The sequence below is a fragment of the Pseudomonas cucumis genome, from assembly GCF_030687935.1.
GTDB lineage: Bacteria > Pseudomonadota > Gammaproteobacteria > Pseudomonadales > Pseudomonadaceae > Aquipseudomonas > Aquipseudomonas cucumis.
Genome location: NZ_CP117454.1, coordinates 4,990,706 through 5,015,392, shown reverse-complemented (window position 1 = coordinate 5,015,392; position 24,687 = coordinate 4,990,706). Strand labels below are relative to the sequence as shown.

Here is a 24,687-nt window from a genome sequence, read left to right as displayed (position 1 = left end):
CGTCAGATATGCAGAATGTATTCGCGGACCAGCTTGCTGCCGAAATACGCCAGCATCAGCAGGCAAAAACCGGCAAGGGTCCAGCGGATGGCTTTGTGTCCGCGCCAGCCGAGGCGGTTGCGCCCCCATAGCAGCACGCTGAACACGATCCAGGCCAGGCACGCCAGCAGGGTTTTATGCACCAGGTGCTGGGCGAACAGGTTCTCGACGAACAGCCAGCCGGAGATCAGCGACAACGACAGCAGGCTCCAGCCGGCCCAGAGGAAACCAAACAGCAGGCTTTCCATGGTTTGCAGCGGCGGGAAATTCTTGATCAGCCCGGACGGATGCTTGTGTTTGAGCTGATGGTCCTGAACCAGCAGCAGCAAAGCCTGGAACACCGCGATGGTGAACATGCCGTAAGCGAGGATCGACAAGAGGATGTGGGCGAGAATGCCTGGCTCTTCGTCAATGATCTGCACCGTACCGGCGGGGGCGAACTGTGCCAGCAGCACGGTGGCGGCGCCCAGCGGGAACAGCAATAGCAGCAGGTTTTCCACCGGAATCCGCGAGCAGGCCAGCAGGGTCAGGGCAATAACCGCGGCGGCGATCAGGCTGGCGGCGCTGAAGAAGTCCAGGGCCAGGCCGATCGGTGTCAGCAGATAGGTGATCAGGCTGACACTGTGAGCCAGCACGGCCAGCACTCCGAGCGTGACCAACAGGCGCTTGTTCGCCTTGGCGCCGGTGGCCAGACGAGTGCCCTGATAGAGGGTCGCAGCGGCATATAAGCAGGCGGCGGCGAGGGTGGTAAGCAAACTGGGTGACAAGGGGAGCATAAATCCTGTTAGGCAAGCCCGAAAGGCGCTGAGTTTGGCATAGAACCCCCACGGCACGAAAGACCATGCAACCTGACGGCGAGGTGTCCGCCAGACGCAGTCTTCGCTATAATCCGCGACCTGCCCACGCCGCAGGCTCGCCGAGCACATGTTTATTCCGGTCTGGGCCGCCATTATCCCGGTCTACACAGGGCCTGAAAGGATCGCGCAATGTTTGAAAACTTAACCGACCGTCTCTCGCAGACGCTGCGCCATGTCACCGGCAAGGCCAAGCTGACCGAAGACAACATCAAAGACACCCTGCGCGAAGTGCGCATGGCGTTGCTCGAAGCCGACGTCGCCTTGCCGGTGGTCAAAGACTTCGTCAACTCGGTCAAGGAGCGCGCTGTTGGCACCGAGGTGTCGCGCAGCCTGACGCCGGGCCAGGCCTTCGTGAAAATCGTCCAGGCCGAACTCGAAAGCCTGATGGGCGCGGCCAACGAAGACTTGAACCTGAGCGCCGTTCCTCCTGCCGTCGTGTTGATGGCGGGTTTGCAGGGCGCGGGTAAAACCACCACCGCCGGCAAACTCGCGCGCTTCCTTAAAGAGCGCAAGAAGAAGTCGGTCATGGTCGTGTCCGCGGACGTTTACCGTCCGGCGGCGATCAAGCAGCTTGAAATGCTTGCGGGTGAAGTTGGCGTAACCTTCTTCCCGTCCGACCTGAGCCAGAAGCCGGTCGACATCGCGCAAGCGGCTATTAAAGAAGCAAAACTGAAATTCATCGACGTGGTTATCGTCGATACCGCCGGTCGTCTGCACATCGACGAAGAGATGATGAGCGAGATCAAGGCGCTGCATGCCGCGATCAACCCCGTTGAAACCCTGTTCGTGGTCGATGCCATGACCGGCCAGGACGCCGCCAACACGGCCAAGGCCTTCGGCGATGCGCTGCCGCTGACCGGTGTGATCCTGACCAAGGTCGACGGCGATGCCCGTGGCGGTGCGGCGCTGTCGGTACGTGCCATCACCGGCAAGCCGATCAAGTTCATCGGTATGGGCGAGAAGAGCGAAGCGCTCGAGCCGTTCCATCCTGAGCGTATTGCGTCGCGCATCCTCGGCATGGGCGACGTGCTCAGCCTGATCGAGCAGGCCGAGCAGACCCTCGACAAAGACAAGGCCGATAAACTGGCCAAGAAGCTGAAGAAGGGCAAGGGCTTCGACCTCGAAGACTTCCGCGATCAGCTGCAACAGATGAAAAACATGGGCGGCCTCGGCGGCCTCATGGACAAACTGCCGAACATGGGTGGTGTGAACCTGGCGCAAATGGGCAACGCCCAGGGCGCGGCAGAGAAACAGTTCAAGCAGATGGAAGCCATCATCAACTCCATGACCCCGGCCGAGCGCCGCGACCCTGAGCTGATCAGCGGTTCGCGCAAGCGTCGGATTGCCATGGGTTCCGGCACTCAGGTGCAGGACATCGGTCGCTTGATCAAGCAGCACAAGCAGATGCAGAAGATGATGAAGAAGTTCTCCGCGAAAGGCGGAATGGCCAAAATGATGCGCGGCATGGGCGGTATGTTGCCCGGCGGCGGCATGCCGAAAATGTAAAAGATTCGCGCCGGCAGTCATGTCGGCGCTGCCCACATGGACGTGGGATCTCCAGCAAACCCGCACTTGGCGGGAGCTGACTGGCCGTTTTCAACGACGGCTCTATAGCAAATCTGGATGGCGGCTGGTAGAGCGCCGGAAAAAGACATTTGCAAAAGTCCGGATATTCCTTAGAATATGCGGCCTTTCGGGCACCTATGCCCGCTGTGCCTTTAGATTTGCAGCACCGACTACAGGAACGATGTTCACATGCTAACAATCCGTCTTGCCCTTGGCGGCTCCAAAAAGCGCCCGTTTTACCACTTGACCGTAACCGACAGCCGCAACCCGCGCGACGGTTCGCACAAGGAACAGGTTGGTTTCTTCAACCCTGTTGCTCGTGGTCAAGAAGTTCGTCTGTCCGTGAACCAAGAGCGCGTAGCCTACTGGCTGAGCGTTGGTGCACAACCTTCTGAGCGCGTTGCTCAGTTGTTGAAGGAATCTGCTAAGGCTGCGGCCTGAGCTATATGAGCGCGACGCCAGCTGTTGCCGATGATTTGATCGTTATTGGCAAAATTTATTCTGTTCATGGCGTTCGCGGCGAAGTGAAGGTGTATTCCTTTACTGATCCGACTGAAAACCTGTTGCAGTACAAAACCTGGACGCTCAAGCGCGAAGGCAATGTGAAGCAGGTCGAGCTGGTCAGCGGACGAGGGAGCGACAAGTTCCTGGTCGCAAAGCTCAAGGGTCTTGATGATCGTGAAGAAGCGCGTCTTCTGGCTGGTTATGAGATCTGTGTGCCGCGCAACCTGTTCCCTGAATTGACCGACGGCGAGTACTACTGGTACCAGCTGGAAGGTCTGAAGGTTATTGATCAACTCGGGCAATTGCTCGGGAAAATCGATCATCTTCTGGAAACCGGCGCCAATGATGTAATGGTGGTCAAGCCTTGCGCTGGCAGCCTGGATGATCGCGAACGCCTGTTGCCCTATACGGAGCAATGCGTGTTGGCTGTCGACCTTGCCGCAGGCGAGATGAAGGTGGAATGGGATGCGGACTTCTAAACGTGGCTAACCTGCGCGTAGAAGTGATCAGTTTGTTTCCCGAGATGTTCTCCGCCATCAGCGAGTACGGCATCACCAGTCGGGCGGTGAAGCAGGGGCTGTTGCAGCTCACCTGTTGGAATCCGCGAGACTACACGACGGATCGACATCACACTGTGGATGATCGCCCATTTGGCGGTGGTCCGGGCATGGTGATGAAGATCAAGCCCCTGGAAGATGCTCTGGTTCAGGCCAAGGCTGCAGCCGGGGAGGCGGCGAAGGTAATTTACCTGTCCCCCCAAGGCCGTCAACTGAATCAGTCGGCGGTACGCGAGTTGGTGAATCTGGATGCATTGATCCTGATTGCCGGCCGCTATGAAGGCATTGACGAGCGTTTTATTGATGCTCATGTCGATGAAGAGTGGTCGATTGGCGACTATGTACTGTCTGGCGGCGAGCTGCCGGCGATGGTCCTGATCGATGCGGTTACACGACTGCTGCCTGGAGCTTTAGGGCATGCGGACTCCGCCGAGGAAGATTCCTTTACGGATGGTTTGCTGGATTGCCCGCACTACACCCGACCGGAGGTGTATGCGGATCAGCGTGTTCCCGACGTATTGCTAAGTGGCAATCACGCGCACATCCGGCGTTGGCGTTTACAGCAGTCCCTTGGTAGGACCTTTGAACGACGCGCCGATCTTCTGGAAAGCCGCTCGCTTTCTGGAGAAGAGAAGAAGCTGCTCGAGGAATACATCCGCGAGCGGGACGATAGTTAACAACGTATCGATGGTAGATCCGACGATTTACCTTAGGAGCACAGCATGACTAACAAAATCATCCTTGCACTCGAAGCAGAGCAGATGACCAAAGAGATCCCTACCTTTGCCCCGGGCGACACCATTGTCGTTCAGGTGAAAGTGAAGGAAGGCGATCGTTCGCGTCTGCAAGCGTTCGAAGGCGTCGTTATCGCCAAGCGTAACCGCGGCGTAAACAGTGCTTTCACCGTTCGTAAAATCTCCAACGGTGTTGGTGTAGAGCGTACTTTCCAGACCTACAGCCCGCAAATCGACAGCATGGCCGTTAAGCGTCGCGGTGACGTACGTAAAGCCAAGCTGTACTACCTGCGTGACCTGTCCGGTAAAGCAGCTCGCATCAAGGAAAAACTGGCTTAAGTCCAGCTTCCGATGCAGAAGAGTCGGTCTTTCCAGGCTGGCTCTTCGAGAAAATGCCTCGTATCGAAAGATGCGGGGCATTTTTCGTTATGGGTGCATATAAAGCTCGGTTAAGGGGCGGAGCCTGTGGGGCGTGCGACGTTGGGGGATTTTTTCTGCGCAAAAAAAACGCCCCGAACAAGTCGGGGCGTTTTCTTGAGGTGCTTTTGCGTTTTGCGTTTAGCGCTTCAGCGAAGCTGGCAGGTGTGGCTGGATCGCCGTCAATACTGCCTTGAAGCACTTGGTGTTGCCGGCGACGATGTGGCCTTTCTCAAGGAAGTCATGACCGCCGGTGAAATCGCTCACCAAGCCGCCAGCTTCCTGGATCAGCAGGGCGCCTGCAGCCATGTCCCACTCGGACAGGCCTGACTCCCAGAACGCATCGAAACGGCCGGCGGCCACGTAGGCCAGGTCCAGGCTCGCTGCGCCAGCGCGGCGGATGCCGGCGGTCTGGCCAACCAGGGCGCGGAACATGCCCAGGTAGTTGTCGAGGTTGTCCATCTGCTCATCGCGGAACGGGAAGCCAGTACCCAGCAGGGCGCCGTCCAGGCTGGTGCGGCCGCTGACGCGCAGGCGACGACCGTTCAGTTGGGCGCCGCGACCACGGCTGGCGGTGAATTCTTCCTGGCGAACCGGGTCCAGAACAACAGCGTGCTCCAGGCGACCGCGGTATTTGCAGGCGATGCTGACAGCGAAGTGAGGAATGCCGCGCAGGAAGTTGGTGGTGCCGTCCAGCGGATCGATGATCCACAGGTACTCTTCACCTTCGATGCCGTTACCGGCGTGCATGCCGGTTTCTTCACCCATGATCGAGTGATTAGGGTAAGCCTTGCGCAGCGCGTCGATGATTTTCTGTTCGGCGGCGCGATCCACCTCGGATACGTAATCCTTGGCGTCTTTTTCGTCGACCTTGATGGTATCCAGGCGCTCGATGGAGCGGAAAATCAATTCACTGGCGCTGCGGGCGGCGCGCAGCGCGATATTCAGCATGGGCTGCATGGATGTGTCACCTAAGGTTGTTAAAGAAAGCCGGGCATTCTATCAGAAAGTTTCTACAGGTGAAGGTCGGCGTTCGCTTTCATGGCTTAACGGTAGGATGGGATGTAAGATTCGGCTCCCCTTTTATGTTCGAGAGCGCCTCCCTTGCTGCAAAACATTCGTGTCGTCCTGGTCAATACCAGTCACCCCGGAAATATCGGTGGGGCTGCGCGTGCCATGAAGAACATGGGCCTGTCGCGGCTGGTGCTGGTCGAACCGCGGTTGTTCCCGCATCACGAAGCTGATGCGCGTGCGTCCGGCGCCGGTGACATCCTTGAAAATGCTCAGGTCGTCGCCACTCTGGAAGATGCCTTGGTCGGCTGCAATCTGGTGCTCGGTACCAGTGCTCGCGATCGTCGTATTCCCTGGCCGTTGCTCGATCCCCGCGAATGCGGTGTGAAGGTGGTTGAGGAAGCGGGGCAGGGGGCCGAGATTGCATTAGTGTTCGGTCGTGAAGATTCCGGCCTGACCAATGAAGAGCTGCAGCGATGTCATTATCACGTGCACATCCCGTCAGACCCCGAGTTCAGTTCGCTGAACCTTGGGGCGGCGGTGCAGGTGTTGAGCTATGAAGTGCGTATGTCCTGGTTGGCGGCCGCAGGTCAGCCGAGCAAGGTCGAGAAGGATGAAGTGGCGTCCACCAAGAGTGGTGAGCTGGCGACCATGGATGAGCTGGAGCGATTCTATGAGCACCTGGAGCAAACGCTGGTGGCCATCGAATTCCTCGACCCGGAAAAACCACGGCACTTGATGGCGCGTCTGCGCCGGTTGTACGGACGCAGCTCGGTCAGCCGGGCGGAAATGAATATATTGCGTGGCATCCTCACGGAAACCCAGAAAGCGGCCCGTGGCGAGCTTCTAAAGCGGAAGGATTAATGATGTTCGAGCGTTTGCGTGAAGATATCCAGAGTGTTTTCCATCGTGACCCGGCGGCGCGTAATGCTTTTGAGGTTCTGACGTGCTATCCGGGCATGCATGCCATCTGGATCCATCGCCTGTCGTCAGCGTTGTGGGGCATGGGCTGGAAATGGCTGGCGCGGCTGGTGTCGAATTTCGGTCGCTGGTTGACCGGGATCGAGATTCATCCGGGCGCCAAGGTTGGTCGTCGCTTTTTTATCGACCATGGCATGGGCATCGTTATCGGTGAGACCGCCGAGATCGGCAACGACGTCACCCTGTACCAGGGCGTGACCCTTGGCGGCACCAGCTGGAACAAGGGCAAGCGTCACCCGACGCTGGAAGACGGCGTAGTGGTCGGGGCGGGCGCCAAGGTGCTCGGCCCGTTTACTGTGGGTGCCGGGGCCAAGGTGGGTTCCAATGCCGTGGTCACCAAGGCGGTTCCGCCTGGGGCGACAGTGGTAGGGATTCCGGGGCGGATCATCGTCAAGTCCGATGAAGAGCAGGACGCCAAGCGCAAGGCCATGGCCGAGAAGATTGGTTTCGATGCCTACGGTGTCGGTGAAGACATGCCGGACCCGGTGGCTCGAGCCATTAACCAGTTGCTCGATCATCTGCAGGCGGTAGATGGTCGACTTGAAGGGATGTGCGGGGCGCTGAAGGATCTGGGTAGCAATTACTGTGCGAAAGATCTGCCTGAACTGCGCGAAGAAGACTTTGCCTGTGTGAAGGACAAGGATCAGAGCCAGGCCAGCTAAACCGAGTCAGTTTCTTCGCGGGCAAGCCTCGCTCCTGCATGGCTTGCGCGAATCCTGTTGGAGCGAGGCTTGCCTGCGATGAACGATAACGCGCAATTGCTGGCTGTGCGCCGCCAGCCTTTGCTATGATGCGCGCGCTCTTTTGCGGGTAAACCTGACTAAAGCACTAGGTCTTATAGTTGACTTAAATACTCGGGAATTGCATACTCGCCCCATTCCGAACTCCGTGGTAATTGTCCATGCGACTGACTACAAAAGGCCGATACGCCGTGACCGCCATGCTAGACCTGGCGTTGCACGCGCAGCACGGGCCGGTGTCCCTGGCCGATATCTCCGAGCGCCAAGGCATCTCCCTGTCCTACCTCGAGCAGCTTTTTGCCAAATTGCGCCGCAGCAATCTGGTTTCCAGCGTTCGTGGTCCGGGCGGTGGCTACCAATTGTCCCGCGACATGCAGGGCATCCAGGTCGCCCAGGTAATCGATGCGGTTAACGAATCGGTCGATGCAACCAAATGCCAGGGCCAAGGTGATTGCCATCAAGGCGACACCTGCTTGACCCACCACTTGTGGTGCGATCTGAGCCTGCAGATTCACGAATTTCTGAGCGGTATCAGCTTGGCTGACCTTGTAACTCGCCGTGAGGTGCAAGAAGTAGCCCAGCGTCAGGACCAGCGTCGTTGCAACAGCAAGGCGCCACGCCTGGACAAGATTGAAGCGTCCGCCGTCGAATGACAGCCAAAGAGCTAGCGGCACGCCAGCCAGCCTGATTTAGGAGATAGTCCATGAAATTGCCGATTTACCTTGATTACTCTGCGACGACCCCGGTTGATCCACGTGTCGCGCAAAAGATGAGTGAATGCCTGCTGGTCGACGGAAACTTCGGTAACCCGGCGTCCCGTTCCCACGTGTTCGGCTGGAAAGCTGAAGAGTCCGTCGAGAACGCTCGCCGTCAGGTGGCTGACCTGGTCAACGCCGACCCGCGTGAAATCGTCTGGACCTCCGGTGCCACCGAGTCCGACAACCTGGCAATCAAGGGTGCGGCGCATTTCTACTCCACCAAAGGCAAACACCTGATCACCACCAAGATTGAGCACAAGGCTGTCCTCGACACCATGCGCCAACTGGAGCGTGAAGGTTTCGAAGTGACCTACCTCGATCCTCGCGAAGATGGTCTGGTGACTCCAGAGATGGTTGAGGCAGCCCTGCGTGACGACACCATCCTGGTGTCGATCATGCACGTGAACAACGAAATCGGCACCATCAATGACATCGCAGCCATCGGCGAACTGACCCGCTCCAAGGGGATCCTGTTCCACGTCGACGCCGCTCAGTCCACCGGCAAGGTCGAGATCGACCTGTCGAAGCTGAAAGTCGACCTGATGTCGTTCTCTGCCCACAAAACCTACGGCCCTAAAGGCATCGGCGCGCTGTACGTCAGCCGCAAGCCACGTGTTCGCATCGAAGCGACCATGCACGGCGGCGGTCACGAACGTGGCATGCGTTCCGGTACCCTGGCGACTCACCAGATCGTCGGTATGGGCGAAGCGTTCCGTGTGGCCAAGGAAGACATGGCTGCCGAAAACGTACGCATCAAAGCCCTGAGCGACCGTTTCTTCAAGCAGGTCGAAGGCCTCGAAGAGCTGTACGTCAATGGCAGCATGACTTCCCGCGTACCGCACAACCTGAACTTGAGCTTCAACTACGTTGAAGGCGAGTCGCTGATCATGGCGCTCAAGGATCTGGCGGTATCGTCCGGTTCGGCCTGCACCTCGGCATCGCTTGAGCCTTCGTACGTGCTGCGCGCCCTGGGCCGCAACGACGAACTGGCACACAGCTCAATTCGCTTCACCTTCGGCCGTTTCACCACCGAAGAAGAAATCGACTACGCCGCGCAGAAAGTCTGCGAGGCCGTTACCAAGCTGCGCACCTTGTCGCCGCTGTGGGACATGTACAAAGATGGCGTCGACATTTCGAAAATCGAGTGGGCGGCACACTGATATTCAAGTCGCCGCAACCGGGTCCTGCGAATCCACGATTTGCAGGGTTTCAAGAGCGACTCCTGATGAGTGAGGATTAAGAATCATGGCTTACAGCGAAAAGGTCATCGACCACTACGAGAACCCGCGCAACGTCGGCAAGATGGACGCGGAAGATCCTGATGTCGGCACTGGCATGGTCGGCGCTCCGGCGTGCGGCGACGTGATGCGTCTGCAGATCAAGGTCAACGAACAAGGCATCATCGAAGACGCCAAGTTCAAGACTTACGGTTGCGGTTCGGCGATCGCCTCCAGCTCCCTGGCGACCGAGTGGATGAAAGGCAAGACTCTGGATGAAGCAGAGACCATCAAGAACACTCAACTGGCCGAAGAACTGGCCCTGCCGCCAGTGAAAATTCACTGCTCCGTACTTGCTGAAGACGCTATCAAAGCGGCCGTTCGCGACTACAAGCAGAAGAAAGGCTTGATCTGACTTTCAAGATTTGGCGACGAGTAAGGAGTCACCGATGGCTATCAGCATGACAGAAGCGGCTGCTCAACACGTGCGACGCTCCCTCAACGGGCGCGGCAAAGGTGAAGGGATTCGTCTGGGTGTTCGCACCACAGGCTGTTCCGGCCTTGCCTACGTGCTGGAGTTTGTCGACGAGGTGGTGGCAGAGGATCAAGTGTTCGAAAGTCACGGCGAGAAAGTGATCATCGACCCGAAAAGCCTCGCCTACCTGGACGGCACCGAACTCGATTTCGTCAAGGAAGGGTTGAACGAAGGCTTCAAGTTCAACAACCCCAACGTACGCGGTGAATGTGGCTGCGGCGAAAGCTTCAACATCTGAGGCTGCGCGTGGGTACTCCTTGTCATTTCGCTTTATTTGAGCTGAAACCGAGCTTCCGTCTGGATCTCGATCAGTTGGCCACGCGCTACCGTGAGTTGGCGCGCGGTGTTCATCCGGACCGCTTTGCCGACGCTTCCGAGCGTGAGCAGCGGCTGGCGCTCGAGCAATCCGCGAGCCTCAACGAGGCCTACCAGACGCTCAAAAGTCCCCCCAAGCGCGCGCGCTACTTGCTCGCCATGGGCGGTCGTGAGCTGCCGCTGGAGGTCACGGTGCATGATCCGGAGTTTCTTCTGCAGCAGATGGAGTTGCGTGAGGAACTCGAAGACCTGCAAGACAGCGCCGACCTGGCGGGTGTTGCAGTGTTCAAGCGTCGCCTGAAGACCGCGCAGGATGAACTGAACGAAAGCTTCGCAGCCTGTTGGGATGATGCAGCGCAACGTGAACAGGCGGAACGCCTGATGCGGCGCATGCAGTTCCTCGACAAGCTCACCTACGAAGTGCGCCAGTTAGAAGAGCGCCTCGACGATTAACCCAGTGCCGCTCCGGTCGCACGCCTGATATACAGATAAGTCCTGATAACGATGGCCCTACTGCAGATCGCCGAACCCGGCCAAAGTCCTCAACCGCACCAGCGTCGTCTGGCTGTGGGGATCGACTTGGGCACTACCAATTCGCTGGTCGCTGCGTTGCGCAGTGGTCTTTCCGAGCCTCTGGCCGACGCGCAAGGGCAGGTCATCCTGCCGTCTGCCGTGCGCTATCACGCCGATCGCGTCGAAGTCGGCGAATCGGCCAAACTGGCCGCCGCGTCCGATCCTTTGAACACTGTGCTGTCGGTCAAGCGCTTGATGGGTCGTGGTTTGTCCGACGTCAAGCAATTGGGCGATCAGTTGCCGTACCGTTTTGTCGACGGCGAGTCGCACATGCCGTTCATCGACACGATTCAGGGCCCGAAAAGCCCGGTCGAAGTCTCCGCCGATATCCTCAAGGTGCTGCGTCAGCGCGCTGAAGAGACCTTGGGTGGTGAGCTGGTGGGGGCGGTGATCACCGTTCCGGCCTACTTCGACGATGCTCAGCGTCAAGCCACCAAGGATGCGGCCAAACTGGCCGGTCTGAACGTGCTGCGTTTGCTCAATGAGCCAACCGCCGCCGCTGTGGCTTACGGTCTGGATCAGCACGCTGAAGGCCTGGTCGCGATTTATGACCTGGGCGGCGGTACTTTCGATATATCGATTCTGCGCCTGACCGGCGGTGTCTTCGAAGTGCTGGCTACCGGTGGCGACAGTGCCCTGGGTGGCGATGACTTCGATCACGCCATTGCGGGCTGGATCATCGAGAGCGCCGGTCTGTCGGCCGACCTCGATCCGGGTACGCAACGTAATCTGCTGCAAACCGCGTGCGCAGCCAAAGAAGCCCTGACCCATTGCTCGTCCGTCGAAGTCGCTTATGGCAACTGGAAGGCCGAGTTGACCCGTGAAGCCTTCAATGCGCTGATCGAGCCGATGGTTGCTCGCAGCCTGAAAGCCTGCCGCCGCGCGGTGCGTGATTCCGGTATCGAGCTGGAAGACGTTCACGCTGTGGTCATGGTTGGCGGCTCGACGCGCGTGCCTCGTGTCCGCGAAGCCGTTGCGCACGCCTTCGGTCGCGAACCGCTGACCGAAATCGATCCGGATCAAGTCGTCGCCATCGGTGCCGCGATCCAGGCCGATACCCTGGCCGGCAACAAGCGTGACGGCGGCGAACTGCTGTTGCTCGACGTGATTCCGCTGTCCCTGGGGCTGGAAACCATGGGCGGCCTGATGGAGAAGGTGATTCCGCGCAACACCACCATCCCCGTCGCCCGGGCTCAGGACTTCACCACGTATAAAGATGGCCAGTCGGCCATGGCGATCCACGTATTGCAGGGCGAGCGCGAGCTGATCAGCGACTGCCGCTCCCTGGCGCGCTTCGAATTGCGCGGTATTCCGGCGATGGTGGCCGGTGCGGCGAAGATTCGCGTGACCTTCCAGGTCGATGCCGACGGTCTGCTCAGTGTCTCGGCCCGGGAATTGGGTTCGGGCGTCGAAGCCAGCATCCAGGTCAAACCGTCCTACGGTCTGACCGATGGTGAAATCGCCAAAATGCTCAAGGATTCGTTCCAGCACGCCAACGACGACAAGGTCGCCCGCGTATTGCGTGAGCAGCAGGTCGATGCCCAGCGCCTGATCGAGGCGGTGCAGGGCGCTCTGGATGTCGACGGCGAACGCTTGCTCGACGCCGAAGAGCGCATGGTCATCGAATTGCAGATGCAGGAGCTGACCGAATTGATGAAAGGCACCGATGGTTACGCCATTGAGCAGCAGACCAAACGTCTGTCGCAAGTGACCGATGCCTTTGCTGCTCGCCGCCTGGACTCGACGGTGAAAGCCGCTCTGGCGGGGCGCAATCTGAATGAAATCGAGGAATAATTGATGCCGCAGGTCATTTTTCTGCCACACGAGAAGTTCTGCCCGGAAGGCATGGTTGTGGAGGCTGAGCCTGGCATATCCATTCTCGAGCTGGCCCATGAACACCATATCGAGATGGAAAGCGCCTGTGGCGGCGTCTGCGCGTGCACCACTTGTCACTGCATCATTCGTGAGGGTTTCGACTCGCTGGAAGAGGCTGATGAGCTGGAGGAAGACTATCTTGACAAGGCTTGGGGGCTGGAAGCCCAGTCACGTCTGGCCTGTCAGGCAAAAGTCGGGACTGAAGACCTGACTGTCGAAATTCCGAAATACTCGCTCAACCATGCCGCCGAAGCGCCGCACTGATTCAAGGAGCTTTCATGAGCCTGAAATGGGTTGATGTGCTGGAAATCGCGATCCAGCTGGCTGAGTCAAAGCCGGATGTGGACCCGCGTTACGTGAACTTCGTCGATCTGCACAAATGGGTGCTGGCATTGCCGGAGTTCAGTGATGATCCGACCCGCGGTGGCGAGAAGGTGCTTGAAGCCATTCAGGCCGCCTGGATCGAAGAAGCAGACTGAGTCTGCACCGTACGCAGTTAGGCAATACCCAAGAACCCGCGTATAATTCGCGGGTTTAATTTTTCGCAAATTACCGTTTCTGGAGTTACACCATGGCTGTTCAACGTACTTTCTCCATCATCAAGCCTGACGCCGTTGCTAAAAACGTGATCGGCAAGATCGTTTCCCGCTTCGAAGACGCTGGTCTGCGCGTTGTAGCTTCGAAAATGAAGCAACTGTCCAAAGCCGAAGCTGAAGGCTTCTACGCTGAGCACAGCGCTCGTGGTTTCTTCAACGACCTGGTTGCTTTCATGATCTCCGGTCCGGTTGTCGTTCAGGTTCTGGAAGGCGAAAACGCTATCGCTCTGAACCGTGAGCTGATGGGCGCTACCAACCCTAAAGAAGCTGCTGCCGGCACCATCCGCGCTGACTTCGCTGATTCCATCGACGCCAACGCCGTACACGGTTCGGACTCCGAAGCCGCTGCTGCTCGCGAAATCTCGTACTTCTTCGCAGCTACTGAAGTAACCACTCGCTAAGCACTGGCTTAAGAGTGAAGGTGAATCCATGACTACATCGACTGTAAAAACCAACCTGCTGGGTCTGACCCAACAGGAAATGGAAAAATTCTTCGACTCGATCGGGGAGAAGCGTTTCCGTGCCGGTCAGGTAATGAAATGGATTCACCACCTTGGCGTCGATGATTTCGACGCCATGACGAACGTCAGCAAGGCCTTGCGCGACAAGCTCAAGGCTATTGCCGAAGTTCGTGGTCCTGAAGTGGTCAGCGAGGACATCTCCACCGACGGCACCCGTAAGTGGGTGGTGCGCGTGGCGTCCGGCAGCTGCGTCGAGACCGTCTACATTCCCCAGGGCAAACGTGGCACGTTGTGCGTTTCGTCCCAGGCAGGCTGTGCCCTGGATTGCAGTTTCTGCTCCACCGGCAAGCAAGGTTTCAACAGCAACCTCACCGCCGCCGAAGTCATCGGCCAGGTGTGGATTGCCAATAAATCGTTCGGCAGCATCCCGGCGACCGCCGACCGTGCCATCACCAACGTGGTGATGATGGGCATGGGCGAGCCGCTGCTGAACTTCGACAACGTCGTGGCCGCCATGCATCTGATGATGGATGACTTGGGCTACGGGATCTCCAAGCGCCGCGTAACCCTGTCCACTTCGGGCGTGGTGCCGATGATCGATGAGCTGTCCAAGCACATCGACGTGTCCCTCGCGTTGTCGCTGCACGCACCAAACGACGCATTGCGTAACCAATTGGTGCCGATCAACAAGAAATATCCGCTTAAGATGCTGCTCGAGTCGTGCCAGCGCTACATGTCGTCCCTGGGCGAAAAACGCGTGCTGACCATCGAGTACACCTTGCTCAAGGACATCAACGACAAGGTTGAACATGCCGTTGAAATGATCGAATTGCTCAAGAACATCCCGTGCAAGATCAACCTGATTCCATTCAACCCGTTCCCGCATTCCGGTTACGAGCGCCCGAGCAACAACGCGATTCGCCGGTTCCAGGATCAGCTTCACCATGCAGGCTTCAATGTCACCGTACGCACCACCCGCGGTGAAGACATCGATGCCGCGTGTGGCCAATTGGTAGGGCAGGTGCTGGATCGCACCCGTCGCAGCGAACGTTATATCGCCGTACGCGAGTTGAGCGCCGAAAACGATATCGCAACAAACGCCGCGAACAATAATTAAGAGAGGATCTCTATGTCCCTGCGCTTCGCGCTGCTTGTGCTGTTGGCCAGTCTTTGTGCTGGTTGTGTCCTGTCGGGCGATTTCAACCCGATGAAGACCAGCAAGGGCCGTGATGAAGCGCGTGCCGCCTACGTGCAGCTGGGCCTGGGGTATCTGCAGCAAGGCATGACCGAACGTGCCAAAGTCCCGTTGAAGAAGGCTTTGGACCTGGACAGCTCGGATCCTGACGCCAACGCGGCACTGGGGCTGGTGTTCCAGGCCGAGATGGAGCCGGAACTGGCCGATCAGCACTTTCGCAAGGCGCTGTCTTCCCGTCCCGCCGATGCGCGAATCCTGAACAACTACGGCAGCTTTCTTTTCGAAGAGAAACGTTACAAAGAGGCGTACGAGCGCTTCGAACAGGCCGCCGCCGATACCCTGTATCCTGAGCGTTCACGGGTTTTCGAAAACCTGGGCATGACCGCTTCAAAGCTTGGTCAGCGTGATCTGGCTCGCCAGCAACTGCAAAAAGCACTGCGTTTGAATCGCCAACAGCCACGTGCATTGCTGGAAATGGCTGAGTTGTCTTACGAAGACAGGCATTATGTGCCCGCGCGTGACTATTACGACCGTTTTAGCCTGCTCACCGAGCAAAATGCACGTAGTCTATTGCTCGGCGTTCGGCTGGCAAAAGTGTTCGAAGATCGCGACAAGGCCGCCAGTTTTGGCCTGCAATTAAAACGACTCTATCCCGGTACGCCGGAATATCAGCAATACCTGTCGGAGCAATGATGAAAGCGGCGCATCCCGAAGTTGTAGCAGCGAATCGCGTTAACCCCGGTGAGACTTTGCGCCAGGCCCGCGAAAGCAATGGCTGGTCGCTGGCCGAAGTGGCCCTCAAGCTCAACCTCACCGTCAATTCCCTGAGTAATCTGGAAGCCGGCGCTTTCGACAAGCTGCCTGGGCACACCTTTGCTCGTGGCTATATTCGCGCGTATGCCAAATTGCTCGGCATGGACCAAACCGTTCTGGTCCAGCAGTTCGACCAATCCACCGGTACCGACTCCCAAGGCAGCAACGTCCATAGCCTGGGGCGTATCGAAGAGCCGGTTCGGGTTTCCCACACCATTTTGCGAATTGTCAGCCTGCTGTTGCTGCTCGCGGTGATTGGCGGTGGTTTTATCTGGTGGCAGGATCAAACCTCATTGCGCACCAAGGACCTGATCAGCCTGGCGCCGGAACACGTTGAAGTCGAAGGCGCCGACGGCACCACCCAGATTCACCCATTGGACGAGCCGGAAGATCAGGCCGTTGCACAAGGTCAGGTTGAAGGTGAAACGCCTCTTGCGCTGCCTCAGGCCGAGACTTCGGCCGAGGAGCCAATCAGTGCCGAAACGAGCGCACCGGTTCCAGCGCCAGCGGCTCCAGCAGTAACGCCAGCGGCTGCGGCCCACAGCACTGCTCCGGTTGTTGCGACACCGGCAACACCAGCCCCGGCTGTACCCGCTGTACCTGCACCGGTTATCACGGCTCCGATTGCTCCGACCGCCCCGGCTCCAGCTCCGGCAACTCCGGTGGCCGGCCAAGGCCAGGTTCAATTGCAATTTACCGCCGATTGCTGGACGCAAGTGACCGATGGCACGGGTAAGGTGCTGTTGAGTGGTCTCAAGCGTAAAGGCGAAAATGTTACTGTCAGCGGCAAACCGCCTTTTTCCGTGCGTCTGGGCTTCGCCCGTGGCGCGCAGGTCAGTTACAACGGGCAGGTGGTTGATGTCGCTCCGTTCACCAGTGGCGAGACTGCTCGCCTGAAGTTGGGTCAATAAGTCATGCACGGCGAATCTCCAATCAAACGTCGCGAATCCCGCAAGATCTGGGTCGGTAACGTGCCCGTGGGCGGCGATGCGCCTATCGCTGTGCAGAGCATGACCAACAGCGACACCAATGACGTGGCCGCCACCGTGGCCCAGATCAATCGTCTGGAAGCCGCCGGCGTCGATATCGTGCGGGTTTCGGTGCCGGACATGGACGCCGCCGAAGCCTTCGGCAAGATCAAGCAACTGGTCAAAGTACCGTTGGTGGCCGACATCCATTTCGACTACAAGATCGCTTTGCGCGTCGCCGAACTGGGCGTCGATTGCCTGCGGATCAACCCGGGCAACATCGGTCGTGAAGACCGCGTGCGTGCGGTGGTCGATGCTGCCCGTGATCGCGGGATTCCGATCCGCATCGGCGTCAACGCCGGTTCCCTGGAAAAAGACCTGCAAAAGAAATATGGCGAGCCGACTCCCGCTGCACTGGTCGAGTCCGCCTTGCGTCACGTTGAACACCTCGAGCGCCTGAATTTCCAGGACTTCAAGGTCAGCGTGAAAGCCTCCGACGTGTTCATGGCCGTCGCCGCCTACCGCTTGCTGGCCAAGGAAATCGTCCAGCCGCTGCACTTGGGTATCACCGAAGCCGGTGGTTTGCGTTCAGGCACGGTGAAATCCGCCGTGGGCCTCGGTATGCTGCTCGCCGAAGGGATTGGCGATACTATTCGCATCTCGTTGGCGGCTGACCCGGTCGAGGAAGTGAAAGTCGGCTACGACATTCTCAAATCCCTGCACCTGCGTTCCCGTGGCATCAACTTCATCGCCTGCCCGAGCTGCTCGCGGCAGAACTTCGATGTGGTCAAAACCATGAACGAGCTGGAAGGGCGTCTCGAAGACCTGCTGGTGCCGCTGGATGTCGCGGTCATCGGTTGCGTGGTCAACGGCCCGGGCGAAGCCAAGGAAGCCCATATCGGCTTGACCGGCGGCACGCCAAACCTGATTTACATCGACGGCAAGCCGTCGCAGAAACTGACTAATGACAATCTGGTGGATGAGCTTGAACGCTTGATCCGCCAGAAAGCGGCCGAAAAGGTCGAAGCCGACGCGGCTGTAATCGCTCGCGGCTGAGCCTGACTGAAGAGCCGAACGAATTTAAGGATTTATAGTGAGCAAGTCTCTGCAAGCCATTCGTGGCATGAACGACATCCTGCCCGAACAGACTCCCCTGTGGCGTCATTTCGAGGGCACCGTTTCGCGTTTGCTGGATAACTACGGTTACAAGCAGATTCGCATGCCGATCGTCGAGTTCACCGAGCTGTTCAAACGCTCCATCGGTGAAGTGACCGACATCGTCGAAAAAGAGATGTACACCTTCGAGGACCGCAACGGCGATTCCCTGACCCTGCGCCCTGAAGGCACCGCGGCCTGCGTGCGTGCGGTGCTCGAGCACGGCATCACCGGCGGCGGCCAAGTGCAGAAACTCTGGTACATCGGCCCGATGTTCCGTCACGAGCGTCCGCAGAAAGGTCGTTATCGCCAGTTCCACCAGATTGGTTGCGAAGTCTTCAACCTCGACGGTCCGGACATCGACGCCGAGCTGATCGTGCTGACTTGGCGCCTGTGGGGCGAGCTGGGTATCCGCGATGCGGTCAAGCTCGAACTCAATAGCCTGGGCACCAGCGAGTCCCGTGGTCGTTATCGTGAAGCCTTGGTCGAATACCTGTCTGCTCGCCTGGATCAACTGGACGAAGACAGCCAGCGCCGTCTGAAGACCAACCCGCTGCGGGTTCTGGATACCAAGAACCCCGACACTCAAGCGGCGTTGGCCGACGCGCCAAAAATGGCCGATTACCTCGACGAAGAATCCCGCGTGCACTTCGAGGGCCTCAAGGCTCGTCTGGACGCCGCCGGCATTCCTTATGTGATCAACCCGAAGCTGGTTCGCGGGCTGGATTACTACAGCAAGACCGTTTTCGAATGGGTCACCGACAAGTTGGGCGCCCAGGGCACCGTGTGTGCCGGTGGGCGTTACGACGGTCTGGTGGAGCAGATGGGCGGCAAGCCGACCACGGGCGTTGGCTTCGCCATGGGCATCGAGCGTCTGGTGCTGCTGCTTGAAACCCTGGAACAGATTCCCGAAGAGATTTCCCGTCAGGTCGATGTCTACCTCTGCGCCTTTGGTGAAGCCGCCGAGCTGGCCGGGTTGGCCCTGAGCGAGCGTGTTCGTGATCAATTGCCCAACCTGCGCCTGCAAGTCAATGCCGGCGCCGGCAGCTTCAAAAGCCAGTTCAAGAAAGCCGACAAGAGCGGTGCGCTGTACGCATTGATTCTCGGTGAGGACGAAATGGCCCAGCAAGTGGTAGGTTTCAAACCCCTGCGTGGCCAGGGCGAACAACAAAGCATTGCCTGGGATGCGCTTGCTGCACACCTGGCCACCTGCGTCGTGCAGGGTTGAAGCTGTCAAACAGCCGATTTAGCGATTAAGGAGTATTGGGGTGTCGAGTACCGAAGACGAACATCTGGCGGAGTTGAAGGACTGGTGGACACGCAACGGCAAGCCCCTGGTCACTGGCGGCCTGTTGGCGCTGGTCATCGTGTTCGGCTGGCAGGCCTTTCAGAAGTATCAGAGCAATCAGTCGCAAGGCGCCTCGATTCTCTATCAGCAATTGCTCGAAACCACGCTGACGCCTGACGGCAAGCCTGATGCTGCACGTGTTTCGGATCTGGCCGGCAAGCTCAACAGCGAGTTCGGCGGCACCGCTTACGCACAATACGGCAGCCTGTTCATGGCGAAAGTCGCGGTCGACAGCGGCAAGCTGGATGACGCAGCCACCGAGCTGAAAGCCATTGTCGACAAACCGGCCAACCCGGCACTCGGCGAAATTGCCCGTCAGCGCCTGGCGCAGGTGCTGGCCGCGCAGAACAAGGTCGAGGAAGCCCTGAAACTGCTCGAAGGCGATGCCGACAAAGCGTTCCTGGCCACTCGCGAAGAACTCAAAGGCGACCTGCTGGTGCAGTTGGGTCGTACCGACGAAGCGAACACGGCGTATCAAAAAGCCAAGGCGGCACTGTCGGATGAAGCGGCGGTCGGTGGCCTACAAATCAAGCTGGACGACCTGGCCAAAGGGGATGCGTGACGTGATCCGTTGGAAACATGCAGCATTGCTGGCTCTGGCCATATTGGCCGCGGGTTGCAGCAGCAACAGCAAAAAAGAATTGCCACCGGCCGAGTTGACCGACTTCAAAGAAGAAGTGGTTCTGCAAAAGCAGTGGAGTCGTTCGATCGGTGACGGTCAGGGCGAAACCTACAACATGCTGGTTCCGGCGATAGATGGCGATACCATCTATGCCGCCGACGTCACCGGTGTGGTGATGGCGATGGATCGCAGCAATGGCGACGTCAAATGGAAGAAAGATCTCGAACTGCCTGTTTCCGGTGCCGTTGGCGTGGGTTACGGTCTGGTCATGATCGGCACGCTCAAGGGCGAAATCGTTGCCCTGGATGCCAGCAGCGGTGAAGAGAAGTGGCGCGCTCGCGTGACCAGTGAAGTGCTCGCGCCGCCGGCCACCAACGGTGACGTTGTTGTGGTTCAGACCCAGGATGACCGTCTGATCGGTCTGGATGCTGCTACCGGCAACCAGCGCTGGTTGTATGACAGCACGCCAGCGGTTCTGACCCTGCGCGGCACCAGCGCACCAATCGTCACCAACCGCCTCGCGGTGGCTGGCCTGTCGACTGGTAAAGTGGTCGCTCTGGATGTTTCCAACGGCGTGCCGGTGTGGGAACAGCGCGTAGCGATTCCACAAGGTCGTTCGGAACTGGAGCGAGTGGTCGATATCGACGGTGGCTTGCTGCTGTCCGGCGGCACGCTGTATGTCGCCAGCTACCAGGGTCGCGTTGCGGCACTGGACCTGGAAAGCGGTCGCCAGCTCTGGCAGCGCGATGCTTCCAGCTATGCCGGCGTTGCTCAGGGTTTCGGCAGCGTCTACGTGAGCCTGTCTGCGGGCACCGTTGAAGGCGTCGACGAACGTTCTACCACTGCTTTGTGGAGCAACGATTCGCTGGCCCGCCGTCAACTGTCGGCTCCGGAAGTGTTCTCCAGCTATGTTGCAGTCGGTGATATGGAAGGTTACCTGCACCTGCTGAGTCAGGTGGACGGTCGTTTCGTCGGCCGCGAGCGCATCGACAGTGACGGCCTGCGTGCCCGTCCGCTGGTGGTGGGTGACACGATTTATCTTTATGGCAACAGCGGCAAACTGGAAGCCCTGACCATTAAGTAAAGGTTTGACTATGCTTGGGGTTTAACCCCCAAGCGGCCCCGTTCTGCGGGGCTCGCAGCGCTTACAGGCGCTGCCCCGAGCACCAGCCGCTGCCTCGCAGCGGCTTTTGTATTTTCTGAAATAACGAAGTGGAGAGCCGCATGGTTCCCGTAATCGCCCTGGTGGGCCGACCGAACGTCGGCAAGTCCACCTTGTTCAACCGCCTGACCAGGACTCGCGACGCCATCGTCGGCGACCTGTCCGGTCTGACCCGTGATCGCCAGTACGGTGAGGCCAAGTGGCAAGGGCGTTCCTACATTCTGGTCGACACCGGCGGTATCTCCGGTGACGAGCACGGTATGGACGAAAAAATGGCCGAGCAGTCGCTGCTGGCCATTGAAGAAGCGGATGTCGTTTTATTCCTGGTAGATGCCAAGGCCGGTTTTACCGCCGCCGACCAGATGATCGCCGAGCACTTGCGCAAGCGTAACAAGCGTTCTTACGTGGTTGCCAACAAGGTCGACAACATCGACCCTGAAATGGCCCGCGCCGAATTCGCCCCGTTGGGCATGGGCCACGCGATCCCGATCGCCGGTGCTCATGGTCGTGGTATCACCCAGATGCTGGAAATCGCCCTCAGCGACTTCCCGAAAGACGACGAAGAGCCGGAAGAAGGCGAAGAAGAGATCGTTGCCGAAGGTGAGGAAGCCAAGCGCATTCCTGGCCCAAGCGAAAAAGACGGTATCAAGATCGCCATCATCGGCCGTCCGAACGTCGGCAAGTCGACCCTGGTCAACCGTATGCTCGGTGAAGACCGGGTTATCGTTTATGACCAGCCCGGCACCACCCGCGACAGCATCTACATCCCGTTTGAACGTAACGACGAGAAGTACACGCTGATCGACACCGCTGGTGTGCGCAAGCGCGGCAAGATCCACGAAGAAGTCGAAAAGTTCTCCGTGGTCAAAACCCTGCAAGCGATCAAAGACGCCAACGTGGTGATCTTCGTGATGGACGCCCGCGAAGGCGTGGTGGACCACGACCTCAACCTGCTGGGCTTTGCCCTTGAAGCCGGTCGTGCGCTGGTGATCGCGATCAACAAGTGGGACGGCATGACGCCGAGCGAGCGCGACTTCGTGAAGGTTGAGCTGCAACGTCGACTGTTCTTCGTTGACTTCGCCGATATCCACTTCATCTCGGCCCTGCACGGCACTGGCGTAGGCAACCTCTACGCGTCGGTACAGAACTCGTTCAAGTCCGCGGTCACCCGCTGGCCGACCAACCGCCTGACCCAGATTCTGGAAGATGCGGTCGGTGAGCACGCGCCACCGATGGTCAACAACCGCCGGATCAAGCTGCGTTATGCTCACTTGGGTGGTGCCAACCCGCCGATCATCGTGATCCACGGTAACCAGATCGAGAAGGTTCCGAAGTCTTACGTCCGTTACCTGGAAAACACTTACCGTCGTGTGCTCAAGCTGGTCGGTACGCCGATCCGTATCGAGTTCAAGGGCGGCGAGAACCCGTACGAAGGCAACAAGAACTCGCTTACCGACCGCCAGGTCAACAAGAAACGCCGCATGATGTCGCACCACAAAAAGGCCGACAAAAAGCGCCGCGACAAGCGCTGATTCACGGTTGCCGCTGATCATTCCCACGCAGAGCGTGGGAGCGATCAAAATAGAGAAGGGCGCCGGTTGGCGCCCTTTTTTTATGGGCGCCGTTTGGGCTATTCTCGAGCTCTCCCGTGCCGTCGTAGAGCCGGGTGTAGAGCCAGGGAATCACCGATGATCACCAGTAAGCTGCCGAATGTCGGCATCACTATCTTCACGCAGATGTCTCAGCTCGCGGCGCAAACCGGGGCGATCAATCTGTCTCAGGGGTTTCCCGATTTCGACGGCCCGCAGGCCCTGCGCGATGCAGTCGGTCGACACATCGCCAGTGGCCACAACCAGTATTCGCCGATGACTGGCTTGCCGGTGTTGCGTCAGCAGATTGCGGCGAAGATCGCTCGCAGCTATGGCGCCCATGTCGATGCCGACAGCGAAGTGACGGTCACTCCCGGCGCGACTCAGGCAATCTTCTGCGCCATTCAGGCGGTGATCCACAGCGGTGACGAAGTCATCGTGTTTGATCCGGCCTACGACAGTTATGAACCTTCGGTGGAGCTGGCCGGTGGCCGTTGCGTGCATGTGCAACTGGGCCTGAAAGACTTTTCCATCGACTTCCAGAAGCTTGCTGAAGCCATTACACCGCGCACGCGGATGATTATCCTCAATACCCCGCACAACCCCAGCGGCGCGCTGATCAGTCGTGCCGAGCTGGATCAACTGGCAGCATTGATCCGCGACCGTGATATCTATGTGATCAGTGACGAGGTCTACGAACACCTGGTGTTCGACGGCGTGCCTCACGTCAGCGTATTGGCCCACGAGGAGCTCTATCAACGCGCATTTGTGGTCAGTTCGTTCGGCAAGACCTACCACGTCACTGGTTGGAAAACCGGCTATGTAGTGGCCCCGCCGGCCCTTAGCGCCGAGCTGCGCAAGGTTCACCAGTACGTCAGTTTCTGCGGCGTGACGCCGTTGCAATATGCCTTGGCCGATTACATGGCCGAGCACCCGGAACACGTCGAAGAATTGCCGGACTTTTATCAGGCCAAGCGCGATCTGTTCTGCGATCTGCTGACGCCGTCGCGCTTCAGTTTCACCCGCGTGGCCGGTACTTACTTCCAGCTGGTCGATTACTCGCAGATTCGCCCGGACCTCAATGACGTCGAGATGGCGCTGTGGATGACCCGCGAACATGGCGTCGCGAGCATCCCGATCTCGGTGTTCTACCAGACTCCACCGGTCGGCCAACGCCTGGTGCGCCTGTGCTTTGCCAAACGCGAGGAGACCCTGCGTGAAGCAGCGGCAAAATTATGCGTGATCTGAGTGCTCTGCCCAATCTGAATGTCGCGCTGATCCAGACCACCCTGGCCTGGCATGATCGTCAGGCCAATCTGGAGCATTTCGAGCCTTTGCTGGAACAGGCTCGCGGCGCGGACCTGATCATCCTTCCAGAGATGTTCACCACCGGTTTCTCCATGGAGTCGGAAACCCTCGCCGAGCCGGAAAATGGCCCCACCAGTAAATGGCTGCGGGTTCAGGCGGCGAAACTGGATGCGGTGATTACCGGCAGCATCATCGTCCAGGTGGCTGACGGCAGTCATCGCAATCGTCTGTTGTGGGCGCGGCCGGACGGGGAGGTGTGGCATTACGACAAGCGTCACCTGTTCCGCATGGCGGGTGAGCACAACCATTTCACCCCGGGCGAGCGTCAGGTGCAGTTCGAATTGAAGGGTTGGCGAGTACGGCCGCTGATTTGCTACGACTTGCGTTTCCCGGTCTGGAGCCGCGATCCCCAAGACACCGACTTGTTGCTGTACACCGCCAATTGGCCGGGCGCCCGGCGCCAGCACTGGAACCGTTTGCTACCGGCACGGGCGATCGAAAACCTCTGCTATGTGGCGGCGGTGAACCGCGTCGGTACCGATGGCAAAGGCTTTGCGTATACCGGTGACAGTCAGGTGCTGGATTTTCAGGGTGAGACATTACTCAGCGCAGGCGATGCCGATGGGGTCTTCAAGGTTGTTCTGGATGCGGCGGAACTGGCGGCTTATCGCACGCGGTTTCCGGCGAATCTGGATGCGGATACCTTCGAGTTCACGTAACCGATCGTTCCCACGCTCTGCGTGGGAATGCAGCCTGTGACGCTCTGCGTCACTGGACGCGGAGCGTCCCTT

Annotated in this window: 28 protein-coding genes; 26 read left to right on the top strand and 2 right to left on the bottom strand. The window is 58.7% G+C overall.

Annotated features, from left to right (window positions below; all coding sequences use genetic code 11):
• Nucleotides 1–2: 2 nt before the first annotated feature.
• Complete coding sequence (locus PSH97_RS22710; protein WP_030129838.1) at nt 3–815, bottom strand: cytochrome C assembly family protein; 813 nt, start codon at nt 813–815, stop codon at nt 3–5.
• 210 nt (nt 816–1,025) lie between these two features.
• On the opposite strand from PSH97_RS22710, the gene ffh reads away from it, so the two are divergent.
• The 5 genes from ffh (at nt 1,026) to rplS (ending at nt 4,596) form a co-directional block, all read left to right on the top strand.
• Nucleotides 1,026–2,402 (top strand): signal recognition particle protein, encoded by a 1,377-nt coding sequence (gene ffh / locus PSH97_RS22705; RefSeq protein WP_305446785.1) that lies wholly within the window; start codon nt 1,026–1,028, stop codon nt 2,400–2,402.
• Between the two features lie 249 nt (nt 2,403–2,651).
• A complete protein-coding gene (rpsP, locus tag PSH97_RS22700) occupies nt 2,652–2,903 on the top strand; it encodes a 30S ribosomal protein S16 (RefSeq protein WP_003198088.1) in 252 nt (83 codons plus the stop codon).
• 5 nt (nt 2,904–2,908) lie between these two features.
• A complete protein-coding gene (gene rimM, locus PSH97_RS22695; RefSeq protein ID WP_305446784.1) occupies nt 2,909–3,445 on the top strand; it encodes a ribosome maturation factor RimM in 537 nt (178 codons plus the stop codon).
• On the top strand, nt 3,427–4,200 hold the full coding sequence (trmD, locus tag PSH97_RS22690; protein WP_305446783.1) for a tRNA (guanosine(37)-N1)-methyltransferase TrmD: 774 nt from the start codon (nt 3,427–3,429) through the stop codon (nt 4,198–4,200). Before rimM ends, trmD begins: the two co-directional genes overlap by 19 nt.
• 45 nt (nt 4,201–4,245) lie before the next feature.
• Entirely contained in the window at nt 4,246–4,596 is a 351-nt protein-coding gene (gene rplS / locus PSH97_RS22685; RefSeq protein WP_003175895.1) for a 50S ribosomal protein L19, read from the top strand.
• 219 nt (nt 4,597–4,815) lie between these two features.
• Here rplS and suhB read toward each other — a convergent pair whose 3' ends face one another.
• Nucleotides 4,816–5,634 carry a type III secretion system regulator SuhB gene (suhB, locus tag PSH97_RS22680; protein WP_052967503.1) on the bottom strand — a complete coding sequence of 273 codons (819 nt, stop codon included), beginning with the start codon at nt 5,632–5,634 and terminating at the stop codon, nt 4,816–4,818.
• A 144-nt stretch (nt 5,635–5,778) separates the two neighbouring features.
• On the opposite strand from suhB, the gene trmJ reads away from it, so the two are divergent.
• The 21 genes from trmJ (at nt 5,779) to PSH97_RS22575 (ending at nt 24,615) form a co-directional block, all read left to right on the top strand.
• Nucleotides 5,779–6,549, top strand: coding sequence for a tRNA (cytosine(32)/uridine(32)-2'-O)-methyltransferase TrmJ (trmJ, locus tag PSH97_RS22675; protein WP_052967502.1), 771 nt, complete (start codon nt 5,779–5,781; stop codon nt 6,547–6,549).
• Nucleotides 6,550–6,551: 2 nt separating this feature from the next.
• Nucleotides 6,552–7,328, top strand: coding sequence for a serine O-acetyltransferase (gene cysE / locus PSH97_RS22670; protein ID WP_007903579.1), 777 nt, complete (start codon nt 6,552–6,554; stop codon nt 7,326–7,328).
• A gap of 239 nt (nt 7,329–7,567) precedes the next feature.
• The gene (iscR, locus tag PSH97_RS22665) at nt 7,568–8,059 is read left to right on the top strand and encodes a Fe-S cluster assembly transcriptional regulator IscR (RefSeq protein WP_007903581.1); all 492 of its coding nucleotides are present in this window, start codon (nt 7,568–7,570) and stop codon (nt 8,057–8,059) included.
• A 50-nt stretch (nt 8,060–8,109) separates the two neighbouring features.
• Entirely contained in the window at nt 8,110–9,324 is a 1,215-nt protein-coding gene (locus PSH97_RS22660; protein ID WP_305446782.1) for an IscS subfamily cysteine desulfurase, read from the top strand.
• A gap of 85 nt (nt 9,325–9,409) precedes the next feature.
• Complete coding sequence (gene iscU, locus PSH97_RS22655) at nt 9,410–9,796, top strand: Fe-S cluster assembly scaffold IscU (RefSeq protein WP_003443374.1); 387 nt, start codon at nt 9,410–9,412, stop codon at nt 9,794–9,796.
• A 34-nt stretch (nt 9,797–9,830) separates the two neighbouring features.
• A complete protein-coding gene (iscA, locus tag PSH97_RS22650; RefSeq protein ID WP_007903589.1) occupies nt 9,831–10,154 on the top strand; it encodes an iron-sulfur cluster assembly protein IscA in 324 nt (107 codons plus the stop codon).
• Between the two features lie 8 nt (nt 10,155–10,162).
• Entirely contained in the window at nt 10,163–10,684 is a 522-nt protein-coding gene (gene hscB / locus PSH97_RS22645; RefSeq protein WP_008070981.1) for a co-chaperone HscB, read from the top strand.
• 51 nt (nt 10,685–10,735) lie between these two features.
• Nucleotides 10,736–12,598 (top strand): Fe-S protein assembly chaperone HscA, encoded by a 1,863-nt coding sequence (gene hscA, locus PSH97_RS22640; protein ID WP_305446781.1) that lies wholly within the window; start codon nt 10,736–10,738, stop codon nt 12,596–12,598.
• Between the two features lie 3 nt (nt 12,599–12,601).
• On the top strand, nt 12,602–12,943 hold the full coding sequence (gene fdx / locus PSH97_RS22635) for an ISC system 2Fe-2S type ferredoxin (protein ID WP_018927066.1): 342 nt from the start codon (nt 12,602–12,604) through the stop codon (nt 12,941–12,943).
• 14 nt (nt 12,944–12,957) lie between these two features.
• Nucleotides 12,958–13,158: a Fe-S cluster assembly protein IscX gene (iscX, locus tag PSH97_RS22630; protein ID WP_008147746.1), complete on the top strand. Its 201-nt coding sequence runs from the start codon at nt 12,958–12,960 to the stop codon at nt 13,156–13,158.
• A gap of 92 nt (nt 13,159–13,250) precedes the next feature.
• On the top strand, nt 13,251–13,676 hold the full coding sequence (gene ndk, locus PSH97_RS22625; protein WP_305425344.1) for a nucleoside-diphosphate kinase: 426 nt from the start codon (nt 13,251–13,253) through the stop codon (nt 13,674–13,676).
• A gap of 28 nt (nt 13,677–13,704) precedes the next feature.
• Nucleotides 13,705–14,853 carry a 23S rRNA (adenine(2503)-C(2))-methyltransferase RlmN gene (gene rlmN / locus PSH97_RS22620; protein WP_007903600.1) on the top strand — a complete coding sequence of 383 codons (1,149 nt, stop codon included), beginning with the start codon at nt 13,705–13,707 and terminating at the stop codon, nt 14,851–14,853.
• Nucleotides 14,854–14,865: 12 nt separating this feature from the next.
• Nucleotides 14,866–15,624: a type IV pilus biogenesis/stability protein PilW gene (gene pilW, locus PSH97_RS22615; RefSeq protein ID WP_305446780.1), complete on the top strand. Its 759-nt coding sequence runs from the start codon at nt 14,866–14,868 to the stop codon at nt 15,622–15,624.
• Entirely contained in the window at nt 15,624–16,655 is a 1,032-nt protein-coding gene (locus PSH97_RS22610) for a RodZ domain-containing protein (RefSeq protein ID WP_305449856.1), read from the top strand. Before pilW ends, PSH97_RS22610 begins: the two co-directional genes overlap by 1 nt.
• A gap of 3 nt (nt 16,656–16,658) precedes the next feature.
• The gene (gene ispG, locus PSH97_RS22605; RefSeq protein ID WP_007903603.1) at nt 16,659–17,768 is read left to right on the top strand and encodes a flavodoxin-dependent (E)-4-hydroxy-3-methylbut-2-enyl-diphosphate synthase; all 1,110 of its coding nucleotides are present in this window, start codon (nt 16,659–16,661) and stop codon (nt 17,766–17,768) included.
• 37 nt (nt 17,769–17,805) lie between these two features.
• Nucleotides 17,806–19,095: a histidine--tRNA ligase gene (gene hisS / locus PSH97_RS22600; protein ID WP_305446779.1), complete on the top strand. Its 1,290-nt coding sequence runs from the start codon at nt 17,806–17,808 to the stop codon at nt 19,093–19,095.
• A gap of 40 nt (nt 19,096–19,135) precedes the next feature.
• A complete protein-coding gene (locus PSH97_RS22595) occupies nt 19,136–19,777 on the top strand; it encodes a tetratricopeptide repeat protein (protein WP_305446778.1) in 642 nt (213 codons plus the stop codon).
• A complete protein-coding gene (bamB, locus tag PSH97_RS22590; RefSeq protein WP_032830306.1) occupies nt 19,770–20,921 on the top strand; it encodes an outer membrane protein assembly factor BamB in 1,152 nt (383 codons plus the stop codon). Before PSH97_RS22595 ends, bamB begins: the two co-directional genes overlap by 8 nt.
• A gap of 140 nt (nt 20,922–21,061) precedes the next feature.
• Nucleotides 21,062–22,531 (top strand): ribosome biogenesis GTPase Der, encoded by a 1,470-nt coding sequence (gene der / locus PSH97_RS22585; RefSeq protein WP_008070964.1) that lies wholly within the window; start codon nt 21,062–21,064, stop codon nt 22,529–22,531.
• Between the two features lie 156 nt (nt 22,532–22,687).
• Nucleotides 22,688–23,836, top strand: coding sequence for a pyridoxal phosphate-dependent aminotransferase (locus PSH97_RS22580; RefSeq protein WP_305446777.1), 1,149 nt, complete (start codon nt 22,688–22,690; stop codon nt 23,834–23,836).
• Nucleotides 23,824–24,615, top strand: coding sequence for an amidohydrolase (locus tag PSH97_RS22575; protein WP_305446776.1), 792 nt, complete (start codon nt 23,824–23,826; stop codon nt 24,613–24,615). The genes PSH97_RS22580 and PSH97_RS22575 overlap by 13 nt, the downstream gene beginning before the upstream one ends.
• Nucleotides 24,616–24,687: the final 72 nt, after the last annotated feature.